This window comes from Hymenobacter lapidiphilus, from assembly GCF_013377885.1.
GTDB lineage: Bacteria > Bacteroidota > Bacteroidia > Cytophagales > Hymenobacteraceae > Hymenobacter > Hymenobacter lapidiphilus.
This window is the reverse complement of sequence record NZ_JABKAU010000058.1, coordinates 1-17,362: the sequence shown is the minus strand read 5'-3', so window position 1 is coordinate 17,362 and position 17,362 is coordinate 1. Positions and strand designations below refer to the sequence as shown.

General features: G+C 59.2%; 16 protein-coding genes. 9 read left to right on the top strand and 7 right to left on the bottom strand.

Annotated features, from left to right (window positions below):
• Nucleotides 1-54: 54 nt before the first annotated feature.
• A complete protein-coding gene (gene uvrA, locus HW554_RS19075) occupies nucleotides 55-2,952 on the bottom strand; it encodes an excinuclease ABC subunit UvrA (RefSeq protein WP_176910126.1) in 2,898 nt (965 codons plus the stop codon).
• Nucleotides 2,953-3,176: 224 nt separating this feature from the next.
• On the opposite strand from uvrA, the gene HW554_RS19070 reads away from it, so the two are divergent.
• The 4 genes from HW554_RS19070 (at nucleotide 3,177) to HW554_RS19055 (ending at nucleotide 7,480) form a co-directional block, all read left to right on the top strand.
• Entirely contained in the window at nucleotides 3,177-3,602 is a 426-nt protein-coding gene (locus HW554_RS19070) for a hypothetical protein (protein ID WP_176910125.1), read from the top strand.
• A gap of 230 nt (nucleotides 3,603-3,832) precedes the next feature.
• Entirely contained in the window at nucleotides 3,833-4,342 is a 510-nt protein-coding gene (locus HW554_RS19065; RefSeq protein WP_176910123.1) for a hypothetical protein, read from the top strand.
• A gap of 200 nt (nucleotides 4,343-4,542) precedes the next feature.
• Entirely contained in the window at nucleotides 4,543-5,529 is a 987-nt protein-coding gene (locus HW554_RS19060) for a hypothetical protein (RefSeq protein ID WP_176910122.1), read from the top strand.
• 478 nt (nucleotides 5,530-6,007) lie between these two features.
• Entirely contained in the window at nucleotides 6,008-7,480 is a 1,473-nt protein-coding gene (locus HW554_RS19055) for an alpha/beta hydrolase family protein (RefSeq protein ID WP_176910121.1), read from the top strand.
• Between the two features lie 149 nt (nucleotides 7,481-7,629).
• On the opposite strand, the gene HW554_RS19050 is transcribed toward HW554_RS19055, so the two are convergent.
• Complete coding sequence (locus HW554_RS19050) at nucleotides 7,630-8,910, bottom strand: MFS transporter (RefSeq protein ID WP_176910120.1); 1,281 nt, start codon at nucleotides 8,908-8,910, stop codon at nucleotides 7,630-7,632.
• Between the two features lie 365 nt (nucleotides 8,911-9,275).
• Here HW554_RS19050 and HW554_RS19045 point away from each other — a divergent pair, with 365 nt between their 5' ends.
• From HW554_RS19045 to nth, 4 genes are all read left to right on the top strand, one after another.
• A complete protein-coding gene (locus HW554_RS19045; RefSeq protein WP_176910119.1) occupies nucleotides 9,276-9,851 on the top strand; it encodes a DUF6799 domain-containing protein in 576 nt (191 codons plus the stop codon).
• A 351-nt stretch (nucleotides 9,852-10,202) separates the two neighbouring features.
• The gene (locus tag HW554_RS19040; RefSeq protein ID WP_176900142.1) at nucleotides 10,203-10,838 is read left to right on the top strand and encodes an RNA polymerase sigma factor; all 636 of its coding nucleotides are present in this window, start codon (nucleotides 10,203-10,205) and stop codon (nucleotides 10,836-10,838) included.
• The gene (locus HW554_RS19035; RefSeq protein WP_176900144.1) at nucleotides 10,816-11,007 is read left to right on the top strand and encodes a hypothetical protein; all 192 of its coding nucleotides are present in this window, start codon (nucleotides 10,816-10,818) and stop codon (nucleotides 11,005-11,007) included. The genes HW554_RS19040 and HW554_RS19035 overlap by 23 nt, the downstream gene beginning before the upstream one ends.
• A 123-nt stretch (nucleotides 11,008-11,130) precedes the next feature.
• The gene (nth, locus tag HW554_RS19030; RefSeq protein ID WP_176910117.1) at nucleotides 11,131-11,853 is read left to right on the top strand and encodes an endonuclease III; all 723 of its coding nucleotides are present in this window, start codon (nucleotides 11,131-11,133) and stop codon (nucleotides 11,851-11,853) included.
• A 35-nt stretch (nucleotides 11,854-11,888) separates the two neighbouring features.
• On the opposite strand, the gene HW554_RS19025 is transcribed toward nth, so the two are convergent.
• The 4 genes from HW554_RS19025 to HW554_RS19010 form a co-directional block, all read right to left on the bottom strand.
• The gene (locus HW554_RS19025; protein WP_176910116.1) at nucleotides 11,889-13,112 is read right to left on the bottom strand and encodes a glycosyltransferase family 4 protein; all 1,224 of its coding nucleotides are present in this window, start codon (nucleotides 13,110-13,112) and stop codon (nucleotides 11,889-11,891) included.
• 91 nt (nucleotides 13,113-13,203) lie between these two features.
• Nucleotides 13,204-13,824 carry a D-sedoheptulose 7-phosphate isomerase gene (gene lpcA, locus HW554_RS19020; protein ID WP_176910115.1) on the bottom strand — a complete coding sequence of 207 codons (621 nt, stop codon included), beginning with the start codon at nucleotides 13,822-13,824 and terminating at the stop codon, nucleotides 13,204-13,206.
• Nucleotides 13,825-13,836: 12 nt separating this feature from the next.
• Nucleotides 13,837-14,277 carry a hypothetical protein gene (locus tag HW554_RS19015; protein ID WP_176910114.1) on the bottom strand — a complete coding sequence of 147 codons (441 nt, stop codon included), beginning with the start codon at nucleotides 14,275-14,277 and terminating at the stop codon, nucleotides 13,837-13,839.
• 129 nt (nucleotides 14,278-14,406) lie between these two features.
• Complete coding sequence (locus HW554_RS19010; protein WP_176910113.1) at nucleotides 14,407-16,254, bottom strand: ABC transporter ATP-binding protein; 1,848 nt, start codon at nucleotides 16,252-16,254, stop codon at nucleotides 14,407-14,409.
• A 145-nt stretch (nucleotides 16,255-16,399) separates the two neighbouring features.
• On the opposite strand from HW554_RS19010, the gene HW554_RS19005 reads away from it, so the two are divergent.
• A complete protein-coding gene (locus HW554_RS19005; protein WP_176910112.1) occupies nucleotides 16,400-16,843 on the top strand; it encodes a QcrA and Rieske domain-containing protein in 444 nt (147 codons plus the stop codon).
• Between the two features lie 77 nt (nucleotides 16,844-16,920).
• On the opposite strand, the gene HW554_RS19000 is transcribed toward HW554_RS19005, so the two are convergent.
• A complete protein-coding gene (locus tag HW554_RS19000) occupies nucleotides 16,921-17,280 on the bottom strand; it encodes an ADP-ribosylation/crystallin J1 (RefSeq protein ID WP_176910111.1) in 360 nt (119 codons plus the stop codon).
• Between the last annotated feature and the right edge of the window lie 82 nt (nucleotides 17,281-17,362).

Sequence of the window (17,362 nt, the reverse complement as noted above, 5' to 3'; positions counted from 1 at the left end):
AAAAAAGGGGCACCCGTATGGCACCCCTTTTTTAATACGGCCGGATAGGTCGTTTTACAGCTTCTCCGCCAAAAACTTCGCCGTCGAGTTGGTGTCTTTCAGCTTGATGAATTGCTCGGGCGTGCCTTCGAACAGCAGGTGGCCGCCGTTCAGGCCGCCCTCGGGGCCGAGGTCAATCAGCCAGTCGGCGCACTTGATGATGTCCATGTTGTGCTCGATGATGAGCACCGAGTTGCCCTGCTCGACCAGCGCGTTGAGGGCCAGCATGAGCTTGTTGATGTCGTGGAAGTGCAGGCCGGTGCTGGGCTCGTCGAAGATGAACAGGATTTTATCGTTCTGCAGCGTGTTGCCCTTGGTCAGAAATGAGGCCAGCTTCACGCGTTGGGCCTCGCCGCCGCTCAGCGTGTTGGCCGATTGGCCCAGCCGGATGTAGCCCAAGCCCACATCATCGAGCGGCTTGAGACGCTCAATGATTTTGTTCTGGTCCTTGAAGAAATCCAGGCTGTCTTCGATGGTCATTTCGAGCACGTCGTTGATGCTCTGGCCCTGGAACTGCACATCGAGTACGTCCTGCTTGAACTTGCGGCCCTCGCAGGCCTCACAGGTCAGGAAGATGTCGGCCATAAACTGCATCTCGATTTTCACCTGGCCCTCGCCCTGGCACACCTCGCAGCGCCCGCCCTCCACGTTGAACGAGAAGTGCGAGGGCTTGAAGCCGCGGGCCTTAGCCAGCGGCTGGTCGGCAAACAGGCTCCGGATGGCGTCGTAGGCCTTCACGTAGGTTACCGGGTTCGAGCGGCTGCTCTTGCCAATCGGGTTTTGGTCCACGAACTCCACGTGCGTTACCTGGCCGGCCGCGCCGGTGAGGCGGTCGAACTTGCCGGTGCTTTCGCCCGCGCCGCCGCCCAGCTGCTTGAGCAGGGCCGGGGCCAGAATGCGCTTTACCAGCGTGCTTTTGCCCGAACCCGACACGCCCGTTACCACCGTCATCACGTTCAGCGGAAACTTCACGCTCACGTTCTTGAGGTTGTTCTCGCGGGCGCCCGTCAGCTCCAGAGCGTTGCGCCAGGGGCGGCGCGTTTTGGGTACGGCCACTTCGCGGCGGCCGCTCAGGTACTCGCCGGTGTAGGTGTCGGAAGTCAGCACTTCGGCGTAGGTGCCCTGGAATTGCAGGATGCCGCCGCCGCTGCCGGCCTCGGGGCCGATGTCGACAATCTGGTCGGCCTGCTCCATCATCTTGTCCTCGTGCTCCACCACAATCACGGTGTTGCCCAGCTGCTGCAACGAGCGCAACACGCCAATCAGCTGCTCGGCGTCCTTCGGGTGCAGGCCGATGCTGGGTTCATCGAGAATGTACATCGAGCCCACCAGCGCCGAACCCAGCGAGGTAGCCAGCGAAATCCGCTGACTCTCGCCGCCGCTCAGCGTGCTGCTGAGGCGGTTGAGCGTGAGGTAGCCCAGGCCCACCCGGTTGAGGTAGCCCAACCGGTTCGTGATTTCGGTTACCAGCCGCTCGGCCACTTTGGCCTCGTGCTCGGGCAGATCCAGACCGCCAAAGAAAGCCAGCGCCTCGCTCACTGGTAGCAGCACCAGATCGGTAATGCTGTGGTCGGCAATCTTCACGTACTGGGCGTCCTTGCGCAGGCGGCTGCCGCGGCAGTCGGGGCAGGTGGTGCGGCCCCGGTAGCGGCTTTGCAGCACCCGGTACTGGATTTTGTGGCTCTGGGTGCTCACCCATTTAAAGTAGTCGTCCAGTCCGTCGAAGTACTTGTTGCCCGTCCACAGCAGCGCCCGCTCGGCCTCGCTCAGCTCGTTGTAGGCCCGATGAATTGGGAAATCGAAGCGGATACCGTTCTTGATGAGCGGCTTGAGCCACTCGCTCTGCTTGTCGGTGCGCCAGGGCGCAATGGCACCCTCGTACACTGTCAGGCTCTTGTCGGGTATCACCAAATCCTCGTCAATGCCCAGCACCGACCCGAACCCCTCGCAGGTCTGGCAGGCACCGTAGGGGTTGTTGAAGGAGAAGAAGTTCACGCTCGGCTCCTCAAACGTCAGCCCATCCAGCTCAAACTTGTCGGAGAAGGTCTTCTGAGTTGTCAGTTGTTGGTGGTCAGTTGTCAGGCCGTTGTGCTGGTCGTCCTTACCAACAACTGGCATCTGGCAACTAACAACTAACGACCCGTGGCCCTCGAAAAAAGCGGTCTGTATCGAGTCAGCCAGGCGGAAAGTCAGGTCCTCATCACCGGGCACCATCACGGCGCGGTCAATCATGATGAACACCGGGCCCTTTACTTCGGGCTGGCCTTCGGTTAGCAGGTCTTCGATGAAGGCCATATCGCCACCGCCTACTACCACGCGGCTGTAGCCCTTCTGGAGCAGCAAATCCAGCTCCTTGCTCATGGGGCGGCCGTCTTCGGAGCGCTGCAGCGGGGCCAGCAGCGTCAGGCGCGTATCGGCGGGCAGGCGCATGAGGTCGTCCACCACGTCGGCCACGTTGTCTTTCTTCACCTGCTCGCCACTAATGGGCGAGTAGGTGCGGCCCACCCGCGCAAACAGCAGCTTCAGGTAGTCGTAGATTTCGGTGCTGGTGCCAACGGTCGAGCGGTTGTTCTTGATGCTCACCTTCTGCTCGATGGCAATGGCCGGCGAAATGCCCCGGATATAGTCCACGTCGGGCTTGTCCATGCGGCCCAGAAACTGGCGGGCGTAGCTGCTCAGGCTCTCCACGTACATACGCTGGCCCTCGGCATACAGCGTATCAAACGCCAGACTCGACTTGCCCGAACCCGACAGGCCCGTAACCACGATGAACTGGTTGCGTGGCAACGCTACGCTGAGGTTTTTAAGGTTGTGGACCCGCGCGTTTTTAATGAGGATGAACTCGCGGGGGTCGAGCTGGTCAATCGGGTCGGCCGCGGGGGCGGTCAGTTGCAAATCGTTAGTGGAGGCCATAGAAGCAGTAACAACGAGCCGCCCGGATTTGGTTTCGGCCCGGCACGGTTTGGGGCAGGCGAAGATACGGCTGCTTGCCGCGACTACGGCCCGGCGCCCCAGTAGCGGCAAACAGACACCGTTGGTATGCTTTACGCTACTACCTTGCGTACAGAGACCGGGTTTGCGCTACAGGGAGTAGCGGCAATCAGGATGTTAATCACAATTAAAAAAAAATGACGAAGATGAATAAAATTTTGTTGACTGTCTTTATGTTCTTCCCAATGATAGTGAGTGCTCAAAAAATAAGTAAGTCAGATTTAAATGGAACTTGGATTGTAATTGACGGCAAGATAACTTCAGATGAATTGCCTGCCGACACCAAAAAGATGATGACAGTGATGATTGATGGATTTAGAAAATCCACTTGGAATTTTAATGAGGGCGGTAATTTTAGGATTAAATTTAAGCCTAATGCATCTGATTTTATGAAAGAAATGATGTTTTTAGATAATAAGCAATGGGAATTTATTGACTCAATACAGCAGATTCGAATTGGAACAAAGAACGATAACTACAATCATTTGGTGCTTAGGGTTAAGCGTGGCGATTCGGGGATGAATATATACTTTAGTGATACCCCTATTTATCTAACTCTTAAGGAAGAGTAAAAGATAAATTTTGGGCAACAGCAGCTACCTAAAAGTGGCGATTCAGTGGTTAAATAAAATTTTGTGCTTCTGTTAACGTTTGACTTGGCGCAGTTTGGGCCCCGCGAAGGCATGGCGGGGACGGTAAGTGGGACGAGTGAGTTGATATATTGCAACACAATAAGCCACCATGGCGGCCCAATGCACCGCCACAACGATCCACAGTCAACTAGCAGGACCCTGAACACGCTATGTACAATAACTTGCCCAGCCAGACAAAGAAGGAGATAAAGTGGCTTGCGTATTATCAAATAGCAGGAGGAATCATCGGGCTTCTGACGGTATTAGTCTTTTTGTTTAACCTGTCAGAAAGCAATTGGCTGCTTGCCTTTATATTCATTCCGGCAGTGCTTCTGTATTTATTCTCTATCGGATGTGGCAGAAGATTATTGGGTGAGAATGTTGAGAGCGGACTCAGGATTTCTATGATAAACCAACTGATTCAGGTATTTGGATTATCTGCTATAGGATACGCTTTTGCATTCGCATCCGGTGTTTCAATGTGGGTAGAATTAGATCTAACTGATGATTTCAATTTTTCTGTTGAAATGGGACTTTCCAAATTCGATTTTAAGGTAGCTTCAGAAGAACAGGTGATATCAGTGAGTATTAATATAGTAGCTCTTGTATTAATTCATTACATCGGGAAATTGAAGCAGGAACTTGCGTATAGATCTAGACTAAAGTTTGGAGAGTTTTAAGGTTCAGACAGTTTATTGCTGGAGTCTGGAGTCTGGAGTCTGGATGCTGGTGGCTGGTGGCTTCGCCTGTACTACGCAGCCAGCCACCGACCAGCGTAGTTCCTAAGGGCGCAGACGCGGGCAATGAAAGCGGCAGCAGAGGCGCAGAACCCGCATGGAAGGGAAGCGCGCAAAGCCTTAACATTGCGGCTCGCCTCATCATGTCTTCCTCCATGTTTGCTCCCAGCCCGCTAACCGCCTTTTGTACCGTTCTGCAGGCTGTTCGCGCCCGCGCCGACACCAACGCCCAGCTCCTGCGCAAAAACGAGGCCGCCACCCGCGCCGCCCTCATCGACCCGGTACTGCGGGCCCTGGGCTGGGATACGGCCGATGTACGGATGGTAGAGCCCGAAAAAACGATTGGCGTCAAGCAAGCCCTCGACTACGTGCTCTACGACGCGGCCGGCGCTGTTTCGGTGGTGATAGAGGCCAAGAAGCTGGGCGAAAGCCTCGATAAGCTCGGGCACATCGGAGCCGCTATCGGCTACGCGTTTTCGCTTAAACCCAAAAAACTGCTCATCACCGACGGGATAAACTGGCACTACTACTCGCCCGGGCATTCCAACTTTCATCCGGTCGAAACTATTTCCCTCCTGAAAACGCCGCTCGTCGAGTCTGCGCTGCAGCTGGTACAGTGGCTGGATGCTGCTCAGAGCGGCCACGGCGTTCCGGCAGCTGAACCTGCGGGGCCGGTGGCAAAACCGGCGGCGGCAACTGGCACAACGGCCGCAATCAAAAGCCCCAATCCGACGCTCCCGTTCCCGGCAGCCAACAACAAGCCCGCTTTCGTCGAGCTGGCGCAAGTACGCACGCAGGCCTTAACGCCCGGCCAGAAACCCACGGCCCTGCAGCTGCCCGACGGCTCAGTGGTGTCCATCAAAACCTGGAAGGACGTGCTGGTGCAGCTTAGCCTATACGTGCTCCAGCAGCGCCCGTCAACCCCTGTTCCGCAACCCGATAAAGCCGGTAAAAAGACCGACTTATTCAGCTGGAATAAACCAAAGGACGGTATCGGATACAAAGAAACCACCCTGCACGGCCGGCTGCTTTACATTCATACCAACTACAGCGCGGCCAGCTGCGTGGCCAACGCCCTGCATGTGCTCCGGCTGCTGCCCGGTACGGCAGTGGCGACCATTGCTTTCTAAGGGCGTGTTTGGGAATTGTCATGCTGCGCTTACCGAAGCACCTCTACCGCAGTAGTATCGGATTACTGTTGCGGTAGAGATGCTTCGGCAAGCGCAGCATGACGGAAATACTGTTCTAATAAATTCCCAAACACGCTCCAAAGGCTTTCGCCCGCTTCCCTACTCATCTTACCTGAAACATCTGTTTTCCGGCCCCGCTGCCTGTGCCTGCCGGGCAGCCCAGTGCCCGAAACGGCGGCAGCATTACCCGGAGGCACAACGATAGTCCGCGGCCGTTCCAATTGAGGCCGGAGTATGCGAGCCGGCATGTGAGCAGCATCCAAAAGCCACTGATTCAAGTTTTTTTTGGGCCAAAACGGCTGGTTTGGCAGCTTCGCAGCTGGAGGCGCAACATCATGACGGGAATTTGCGTCAAATTCTATAATTTCAATTCGTTAGCCCTCTGTAAGCAGAGAAAACCACTTTTGAATTTGACTTTATGAAGAAGTTGCTACTCCTTTTTCTACTGTTCAGCTTAGTTGGCAGCCCGATTTGGGCCGCCGACCCGCCTAAACTCAACGGCCAGTGGGCCGGCCCGCTGAAGGTGCCCGGCGGCGAGCTTAAGCTCATCCTCACCATCGTGCCGCTGTCCAACGGCACTTATTATGCGGCCCTCGATGTGCCCCAGCAGCGTGTCAGCCGCATGCCGGCCACGGCTACCGTAAAGGGCCTCGATATTACGGTGAGCATCGAGCAGGCAGGCAGCCACTTCGTGGGCAAAATCCTGAAAAATGGCACCACCCTGCAGGGCACCTGGAGCCAGCCGGGCCTCAAAGCGCCCCTTACTTTAAAGCGCCTCGAAACCCCCAAGCCGGCCACTGTGGCTGGCAAGCCCCCCCTCACGCGACCCTACCGCGAAGAGAACGTCAGCTTCTATAATAAGGAGGCCCAGATCCGGCTGGCCGGCACACTCACCACGCCCGCCGGGCCGGGTCCGTTTCCGGCCGTAGTACTGCTCTCCGACTCGGGCCCCCACGACCGCGACGTGACCGAGCAGGACTACCGCCTGTTCGGCTCGCTGGCCGACCACCTCACCCGCCGCGGCATTGCCGTGCTGCGGTTTGATGACCGGGGAGTGGGCCAGTCGCAGGGCAGCCACTTCAATACTACTACCGCCGATGTGGTGAGCGACGCACAGGCGGCACTAAGCTTTCTGCGCACCCGCCGCCTGCTCGATACGCGTTACCTGGGCCTGCTCGGGCACGGCGAAGGAGCCAACGTGGCCTTGCTGACGGCCGCCGAGCCCGCCCCGGCGGTTGCCCCGGCCTTTGTGGTGGCCCTGGCCCCCTACGGTGTGCCGGGCCGCGACGTAGTCAGGCGGCAGCAGCTGGAGATTATGCGCCTCATCGGCTCGAACCCCGCCCAGGTGAAGGCCGCCCTCAATCTCAACCAGGAGATGATTAGCATCGTCCGCCAGACGCCCAACGACAACCAGGCCCGCGGCAAGGTGGCGGCCCTGCTGCGCTTCCACAACACCGACCTCGACCCGCACATGGCCCGCGCCCGCGCCGTGCAGCTTACCTCGCCTTGGTCGCGCTACTTCCTCGATTTCGACCCTGTGCGTACGCTGTCGGCCGTGAAATGCCCTGTGCTACTGCTCGGCGGCGCCGACGATTTGCAGGTATCTACGAGCCAGAACCTGCCCCCGCTGAAAAAGGGCCTGAAGAACAGCGCCGCAACAGCACTGCGCCTGCCGGGCGTCAACCACTGGTTTCAGCCCCCAATGAAGGCCTGGCCGGTGGTAAATGGCGACCCGCAGCCCGTATTCTCGCCTAGAGCCCTGGACGAAATCAGGGAGTGGGTGTTTCGTAAAACCGCGCGCCCCCAGCCGGCTCCTACTACCGGCGAGCAGCCAAAAAAGCAGCTGGTAAAAGGCAATAGCAGCGGTAGCGGCGGCAAAGTAAGCCGCTGATGGGGCGATTCGTTGAACAGGCTTGTCATCCTGAGCGGAGCGAAGGACCTGGGCAGAAGCTAACCTCAAGAAATAGCTTCTGCCCAGATCCTTCGCTCCGCTCAGGATGACAAGCCTGTTTATGCATTGCCCATACCTTCTCACTCCCTTTATTCCTTCACCGGCGTCATATCCAGCCGGCGCAGCTTGTCGGCTTTCAGGGCCGTCAGGGCCACGACTATCAGCGTCATGGTGCCGCCAAACACCACCGAGGTAACTGTACCCATCAGGCGGGCCGCCGCGCCCGACTCGAAGGAGCCGATTTCATTGGACGAGCCAATGAAAATGTTGTTGACGGCCGATACGCGCCCCTTGATGTGCTCGGGCGTGAAGGTGTGCAGCAGCGTAGAACGCACGATAACCGACACCGAATCGAAGACGCCGGTAAAAAACAGCAGCACCAGCGAAAGCCAGATGTTGGTGGAAACCGCGAAGCCGATGGTGGCTATTCCGAACCCAGCCACGGCCCACAGTAGCTTACGGCCGGCGTGGCGGCGCAGCGGGAAGTAGGTGAGCAGCGTAGCCATGAGCACCGAGCCCACGGCCGGCGCGGCTTCCAGGTGGCCCAGGCCGGCGGCGCCCACCTTCAGAATATCCACCGCGAAAACCGGCAGCAGCGCCACCGCCCCGCCAAACAGCACGGCAAACAAATCGAGCGAAATGGCGGCCAGGATCAACTGGTTGCCCCAAATAAAGCGGATGCCGCTGAGCACGCTGGTTTTCAGGTCTTCTTTGGCTCCCACCTGCGCAGGCAGCGGCCGTGGCGCAATACCGGCAAACAATAGCAGGGCAACTGCCAGCAACACCGTGGCCGTGAGGTAGGCAGACGCAATGCCCAGGTGGGCAATCAGGTAGCCCCCGATGGCGGGGCCCATTACCGAGGCGGCCTGCCAGGTGGTGCTGTTCCAGGTAATGGCGTTGGCCAGATGCTCGCGGCCGGGGAGCAGCTGGGGCATAAAAGAGAACGTGGCCGGCCCCATAAAGCCGCGCGCAATACCGCTTACAAAAATGACGGCGTACAGCGGCAGCGTGTAAAATGCGTCGCGGGCCAGCAGGTGCCCACCGGCCGGCGAGGCCAGCAGCCACAGGGCCACCGCACACAGCAGCAGCCCGCCTACCGTAGCCACAATAATGTTCTTACGGTTCACCGAGTCGGCCACATGCCCGGCGTAGAGCGATACGCCGATGCTGGGCACGGCCTCGGCCAAGCCAATCAGGCCCAGGGCCAGCGGGTCGTTGGTGAGCTTGAAAATCTGCCAGCCGATAACCAGACCCATGATGCGGGTGGCCAGTGTGAGGCAGATGCGCGCCAGTAGGTAGCGCCGGAAATCAGGCAGCCGCAGCGCGGCGTAAGGGTCGTGCCGGGCGGCGCCGGAAGCGGGGGAGGGCATAGGGCAAACAGCCGGAAAAACGACGGCCGGCCAAAGGTACGCGCCGCGCCTCCGTCGGCGTATTCAATGAAGCTGTTTAGGAAGTCAGAAGACGGTCATGCTGAGTGCAGCCGAAGCATCTCTACCGCTTCGTTGCAATGGCAGAGAGACGGTAGAAATGCTTCGGCTGCGCTCAGCATGAGGGTCTCATTGGTATAACCGGGTTTCTAAACAGCTTCGATGCCAGGCCGACTGCACCAGCAACCCGCCGCCGGCAACCTGGGCCCGGATTTTGTGCTGCTTTGCGGTCAGCAACCTAAAACCCGGCCGTACGCGTATCTTCCGGGGCAAAATACCGTTTGCTATCTATCAATTCTTCGTCTGCTATGCCCAAAGCCCATTTTCTGTCCCGCCTGTTTCTAGCAGCCGGCCTGCTATTGACGCCTGCCCTCGCCGCCCATGCCCAAACTGCCTCGGAGGCTTTTCCGGCCGCTACCCAGCTCAAGGATGGGGCCTTCCGCCGCGCCGGCCAGACCTACCGGCTTCTCGGTGGCCAGCAAACCCGCCTTACCGAAACCCTGGCGCTGGGCAATGGCTTCGAGCTTCGCCCCGATGGCCGGCTCGTGCGTAACGGCGTAACCCGGCAGCTGCTGCAAAACGGCCAGGCCGTTACAATGGAAGGCAATGTGGTGCTGCTACGCGACGATATGCTTACGCCCGCCGCCATTGCCCGCGCCGACAAGGCCGCCACGGGCGGTAGTACCACTAGTGTTAGCATTTCGGCCGCGGCCAACATGGCGGCGCTGGTGCCGCAGTTCGAGCGCACCGCCAGCCGCCTCGCGCAGCTGCGGCAGTTAACTGCATTGCTGGAGCAGCGCACGGCCGCACTGGCTGTCGGTACCACTCCCGCACCCGGTCTGGAAAAGGAAATCCAGGCCCTCAGCGCCCAGCTTAGCCGCTAAAGTTCTGCCGACAAATTTGTTCTTTTCCGGACTTCCGGGCTTCGCTTCTTTTGGGAGTGAGGTCCGGAAGCCTTGTTTATGCCCGGCCCATATCCGGCGCGGCTGCGGGCCGGCAGCGGGAAGCGCAACACTGGAATATGGCCGCCGGACAATACCGTAGTATGAGTGGATTGAAAAATATTTTGGCATTTTCGGTAGCAGGCCATTGTGAATGGCGGTGCGGTTCTTTACATTTGGATTCTGCCGGTTATTCATCAACCCTTCATCCGGCCCCGTTCCCCAGCTGCGCTCTATGGTTTAAAGCTCTACGTTTCAGATTTTTCTCGTAGTCTTTATCAACCCGTGGCCTTTATGGATACCCCGCAGCCGAGCGATTCCGCGCTCATCTCCCTCTACATTGCTGGTCAGGAAGGGGCATTTGCCCAACTGCTGGAGCGGCACAAGGCCCGCGTGTTTACCACTATCCAGCTGATAGTGCGCGACCCCGACACGGCCGAAGACTTATTGCAGGATACCTTTATCAAGGCTATCCACACCCTCAAAAGCGGACGCTACAACGAGGAAGGGAAATTTTCGTCCTGGATTTGCCGGATTGCCCATAATATGGCCATCGACAGCTTCCGGCGCGAAAAACGTAGCCCTTTGGTGGCCCTCGACACAACAAGTCATCACTTCAATTCGTTGTCGTTGGCAGAAGAGGGAACCGAGGCTATGCTTACGCGGGAAGAAACCCACGAGCGGCTGCGGGGCCTGATTCAGGAGCTGCCCGCCGCGCAAAAGGAGGTGTTGCTCATGCGTCATTATGGCGATATGAGCTTCCAGGAAATTGCCGATGCAACGGGGGTCAGCATTAACACAGCGCTGGGACGCATGCGTTATGCGCTCATCAACCTGCGGAAAAAGATGGCCGCGCAACCCGTTTTCTATGATCAAAATCTTTACCCAAGAGACCCTGCTCCGGTACGTGTACAACGAGTTGCCGGCTGATGAGCAGCGCGACGTAGAGCAGGCCCTGCTCCACGACCCCGAACTGGCTACTACCTGCGCCGACTTGCTGCTGGCCCAGCAAAGCCTCGACGAGTTGCGCACCACCCCCTCGGCCCGCACCACCGATACTATTCTGCACTACTCGCGCACGTTTCCGCAGCTGAAGTAAACCTGCTTTTTCTGCCCCACCGGCCCAGGCCGCGCTGCTGCCTTTATAGGCTGCAGCGCGGCTTTTGTGGTTTTGGGCCTTGGCGGGGGCGGTGGTGTTCGGGTTTCTTCGTAATGTTGCCCCATGCGCAAAACCGAGCGGTACCGTCACTTCACCGACTACTTCACCACCCATTTTCCGGAGCCGGAAACCGAGCTGACGTTTGCCAACCCTTACGAGCTGATTGTGGCCGTAGTGCTCAGTGCCCAATGCACCGATAAGCGCGTTAACTTGGTGACGCCCGCGCTGCTGGCGCAGTTCCCAACGCCCGCGCACCTAGCTGCGGCTTCGGCCGAGGAAATCTTCCCGTTCATCCGCAGCATTTCCTACCCCAACAACAAGGCCAAGCACCTAGCCGGGCTGGGACGGATGCTGGCGCAGGATTTCGGGGGTGAGGTGCCCGCTAGTATCGAGGAGTTGCAGCGGCTACCTGGGGTGGGGCGCAAAACGGCCAACGTGGTGGTGTCGGTGGTGTACAACCAGCCGGCCATGGCCGTCGATACGCACGTTTTCCGGGTGTCGCACCGGCTGGGACTGGTGCCCAAAACGGCCACTACGCCGCTGGCAGTGGAGAAAGAGTTGGTGCGACACATTCCCGAAATCCTCATCCCCAAGGCCCATCACTGGCTGATTCTGCATGGCCGCTACATATGCGTGGCCCGGCAGCCTAAATGCGCCCAATGTCCGCTTACCAGTTGGTGTAAATACTACGCCGACGTAATCAGCAAGCAGGAGATAATTCCGAAAAAAACTGCGCCCAAGGTCGTTAAAGGCGAGATTAATAATGAATCGGGTACAACAAAGTAAATAAGTAGTCTTAGGAGGTACAAGGATTGGCTGATTCAGCCAGCAGCTTGTTCCAGAATGCGTTGCATAGTTTTGCCAAGTTGCTGGCGGTCAAATTCGGCAGCTGCCAACTCCCGGCCCCGCGCTCCGGCAGCCTGTAGCTGTGCCGGCTGCGCCAGCAGCTCGACCAGTAGCCGCGCCAAGGCCGGGGCATCGTCGGCGGGCGAGTACCAGCCGCAGCTGTGGCGCTCCAGCAGCTCCCGCGTCCAGCCTGGGTTGGTCACGATAACCGGGGTGCCCACGGCCAGACTATCGTAGAACTTGGCCGGCGAATTGGTGTCGAGCACTGGCAGGCTCAGAAACGGTGCTACCGACACTTCTGCCAGCCTAAACCAACTGAATACCGCGTGGCGCGGCTGTGGCGGCACCACCCGAATGGCCGGAGTGCGCCGGGCGGCGGCGGCCAGTTCCTCGGCATAGAAGCCCAGACCCATAAATAGCCAGACCACGTCGGGCTGGGTGGCGGCCAGCGCCTCGGCCGCGGCGAGTAACAGCGGAATGGCATTGGCCCGCCCAAAGGTGCCGGCGTACAAAATCACGCGCTTGCCCTCCAACTGCTGTTCGCGGCGCAACGTGGCCACGGCCTCATCAGTGGCGCGGGCAGCCAGCTCCAGATCGGTACCATTTAGGCTGGTGTGTACTTTGGTGGGGTCGAAGGGCCAGCGCGAGCCGGCAGCCTGGCCGATATGGCGCACGTGGCGGCTCATATCGGGCGAGAGCGTAACAACGGCCTGCGCCTGCTGGTAGAGCCGGCCTTCGAGCCCGTACAGGGCGCGCCGGGCCAGCGGGTTGGGCACCGCGCCCATGGCAATCGGGAATTCGGGCCACAAATCCTGCACCTCAAACACCCAGGGCACCCGCCGCCAGCGCGCCACCTGCGCCGCGGCCCAGGCCGCCGTAAGCGGCGTGCTGATGCCCCAGATAACATCGGGCTTAGGTATCCGCAACCCCTCGCGCAGGGCGTATGCCGCATACTGCGCGAAGGCCAGCCCACGCCGGGCCACGCCCATCTGGTTCTCGTAGGCAATGTCGGCGGCGTGCAGTTCCACGCCGGGCGGCACCCACGGAAACTCGTGGGTCAGGCGCTGGGGCTCCCAGGTGCGGGTGGTAATAAGCGTAATGCGGTGCGTTTGGGCCAGTTGGGCCAGCAGCGAGTAGTGCCGGCTGGTAGCCGGGCAGTCGGGGTTGGTGTGGTACTGGCTGAAGACGGCAATGTGCATGGGTTGAGCTGTTCGCCCGTAGCTATTGGCTGATAGCTTTTCTGCTGACAAAAGAACGAGATTCTTCGCTTCGCTCTGAATGACGTTCTTTTTACTTCGTCACCTCATCCCCAGTGGCCGGCTCGGCTACCAACTGCTCAATCAGCAGAATCATGATGTGGATGGCCTTGATGTGAATTTCCTGGATCCGGTCGGCGTAGCCGGTATGCGGGGGGCGGATTTCAACATCACTAAGGCCGGCCAGCAGGCCACCATCTTTACCCGTGAGGCTGACTACGCGCATGCCAGCGGCACGGGCGGCTTCGGCAGCGCGCAGAATGTTGGGCGAGTTGCCGCTGGTGCTGATGGCCAGCAATACGTCGCCGGGGCGGCCCAGGGCCTCAACGTAGCGGCTGAACACGTACTCGTAGCCGAAATCATTGGCCACGCAGCTCATGTGCGAGGCTTCGGTGAGGGCAATAGCGGCCAGTGCGGGACGGTTCTGACGGTAACGGCCGGTGAGCTCCTCGGCAAAGTGCTGGGCGTCGCAGAGTGAGCCGCCGTTGCCGCAGGTCAGGATTTTACCGCCGGCCCGCAACGAGCCAGCCATAAGGCGGGCCGCCTGCTCGATGGCGGCCAGGTTGGCCGGGTTCTGCACGAACTGTGTCAGCACAGTCTGCGCTTCGGTCAGCTCGGCGCGAATTTGCTCGGTAAGCGAAAGGGTAGAACTCACAAAAACGGGGGCTTACAACGGCCGGGAGCTGGCGTCGGCGGGCGGAATAATGGCGTTGGGCTGCTGCAGCGGCGCGTTGCTCAGGCTGGGGTCCGATTGCGGATACAGCGGCTGGTCGGGGTAAGTGGTAACGCCGGTGCGGGGCGAAACAGGCGGACGCTCGGCGGCGCGCTGCTGCTCCATCTGATTGTCGTAGAGGCGTGCCTTCAACTCGTTGATTTTGCGGTCGGAAGCGGCCATTTCGCGGCGCAGCAGGGTGCTATCGAGATTTTCGGTGAGCAGGTGTAGACTCAGCAATACTACGGCTGTGGCTAGCAGCGTGTAGTAAAGGCTTTCTGCCGAGCCAGCCATGCCCATGAAGCTGGTTTGTACCGAGGGCAGCAGCAGTACCAGCAGCGCCAGCACCAGAAAAACCATGACCAGAACAGTAACCAGACGTTTGAGAGCGAGCATAGCGCGAAGGTAAAGCAGGAGAGAAAGGCAGCCTATTTATACGGTTAAAACGAATAGGCGGACTAAATATAGCACTTTACAAATAGGCGGCGAAACTTCTATGGTTGAGCTTAGGCGGGTTTTGGAGTGTTAAATTGAGTCGCCACCGGCTGCCTGCATCGTGTTCAGGCGCTGGTAAAGGCCACCCGGTTTGCGCAGCAGCTGCTCGTGGGTGCCGCGCTCCACAATGCGCCCGTGCTGGAGCACGATAATCTCGTCGGCGTGCTGCACGGTGCTCAGGCGATGGGCAATTACGAGGCTGGTGCGGTTTTGCATCAGGCGCGTAAGGGCCTGTTGCACCAGCTGCTCGCTCTCGGTGTCGAGGGCCGAAGTAGCTTCGTCGAGAATGAGAATGGGCGGATTGCGCAGAATAGCCCGCGCAATGCTCAGACGCTGGCGCTGCCCGCCCGACAGGCGCGAGCCCCGGTCGCCGATAACGGTCTGGTAGCCCTCGGGCGTAGCCTCGATAAACTCGTGGGCGTTGGCAATGCGGGCCGCTTCTATCACCTCTGCCTCGGTGGCTTCGGTATTGAAGCGGATGTTGTTGAAAATGGTGTCGTTGAACAGAATGCTCTCCTGCGTGACGATGCCCATCTGGTCGCGCACCGAATGGATGGTGCAGTCACGCACGTCGAGGCCGTCGATAAGCAACTGGCCGCCAGTGGGGTCGTAGAAGCGGGGCAACAAGTCGGCCAGCGTGCTTTTGCCGCCGCCGCTGGGGCCTACCAATGCCACCGTTTTGCCCTTTTCAATGGTTAGGTTGATGTCGTCGAGCACCGTGGCTTCGCCATAGCCGAAGCGCAGGTTGCGCAGCTCGATGCGGTTTTGGAAGGGCGGGAGTATCTGCGCGCCGGGCTTGTCGCGGATGAGCGGCTCGGTGTCGATGATGCTCAGCACCCGCTCGCCGGCCACCAGCCCGCGCTGGATGTTGCCAAACGACGACGACAGCGCCTTGGCCGGCGTTAGCACCTGCGAAAACAGCACCACGTAGGTAATAAAGGTTTCGCCCGTTAGGTTGGATTGACCGCCCAGAATCAAGGTGCCGCCGAAATACAGCAGACCCGCAACGACGGTTACCCCCGCAAATTCTGAGAAAGGAGACGCTAGGTCACGAGTGTTGTCGATGCGGCGCGAGGTGCGGGCATACTGGTCGTTCTGTTCTTCAAACTTGCCTTCGATATAGGTTTGGGCGTTGAAGGCTTTTATCACGCGAATACCACCCAGCGTTTCATCAATCACTGATAACATGGAGCCAAGAGTGCTTTGACTCTGCTTGGCTTGCTGGCGTAGTCGTTTGGCCACACCAGCAATTAGAATGCCCGAAATCGGCAGCAAAATCAGCGTAAACAGCGTTAGGGGCACCGACATGTAGAACAGTACCACGAAAAAGGCGATAATCTTAATCGGCTCCTGAATTACAGCCGTCATGGTATTTACCACCGATGATTCTACTTCCTGCACATCGGCTGTGAAGCGCGACATCAAATCACCCTTCCGCTCATCGGCAAAGTAGCCCAGCTGCAGCTGCAGGATGCGACGATATAAATCGTGGCGCAGGTTGCGAATGACGCGGGCCCGCACCTTGGCTAGCAGCCGTAAGCTCAAGTAGCGAAACAGGTTGCTCAACAGCACTGACACTACCACGATGATGCACACAAAGGTTAGGGCACCCATGGTGCCCTGCGTGGCCAGCACGTCGGCAAAGAAGTAATTAAACGTATCCTTCACCCAGTCGAGGCTCAGATGAAAAGCCGGCAACTGGCTGGGAGCCTGGGTGGGGACCTTGTCGGTTTTCTCGAATAGAACCTGGAGCAACGGCATAATCAAGGCGAAGTTGGCCACCCCGAAAATCGTAGTCAGTACAGTGAAAAGCAGGTATTGCGGCAGGAAAGCGGCCCAGGGGCGGGCGTACTGCAGAATGCGGAGGTAGGTTTTCATGGGCTGCCGCAAAGGTAGGATATCCGGCGACCCTACGACCCGGCAATCAGCCAAGTCCAAACCCGACAGTTAGTCGTATCTTCCCAGGGGCGGGCAGCTTGGCTGTCCTGGCGTGAGTTACCCGTCAGCTTTGCCTCTTCCAGACATGAATCGTAAGGACTTCATTCAGCTGTGCGTATTGGGCACGGCCGCCGTGGCCACCGGCACCCTGCACAGCTGCGGCAAAGACGATGGCGTAAGCCCCGGCGGGGGCACTACCCCGCCCCCAACGTCCGGTAGCATCGATTTCACGCTCGACCTCACCGCTCCGGCCAACGCCCAGCTGGCGGCCGGTACGGGCTTCGTGTACGGGGCCGGCAACCAGGTGCTGGTGGCCAAAACCAGCGCCGGGGCCTACGTGGCATTGCAGGCCAGCTGTACCCACGAGGGCGTGACGCTCAGCTTCAACAGCAACACCAACCAGGTGCAGTGCCCCCGGCACGGCGGCACTTACAGCAGCACCGGCACCGTGCTGGCCGGCCCGCCGCCCGCCTCACTCAAGCAGTACACCGTGGCCCAAACCGGCAACTCGCTCCGTATTACGGGTTAAGAATGGCAGGAGTTAAAATGCAGAAAGCCCCGTCGGTGCGTAACCGGCGGGGCTTTCTGGTGGGTGGTAATGACAGGTTAGGCAGCCCCGAAAATACTGACGACCTCAATGCGACCCACGAGCTGGCGGTTGAATTCGGCCAACTCCTCGGCCGGCACCCAAAGCTCGTCGTGCTCGCGGCCGCCCACGTTTTGCACCGGAAACTGGGCAGCGTAGTCGGCATCCAGGGCGAAGCGCAGCACGTAACCCACGCCGTAGTAAGGCACGTTCCAGTCGCGGGCAATCTGGGTAGCGTACTGCTCGTTGAGCACCGGGTAAAAAAACGGTTGTTCCGGCAGCCGCGGCGGAAACGCCAGCCAGTCGGACGCGGCAATTAAATCCAGCTCTGCCTGATTGACGGGTCGGTAGAGTAGCAGCGTGGCCGGGTCGTGGCGCATGGTTTGGGTAATGGGGTGAGAGCATTATTATGCCTGAACGTCATGCTGAGCGCAGCCGAAGCATGACGTTCAGGCATAACAC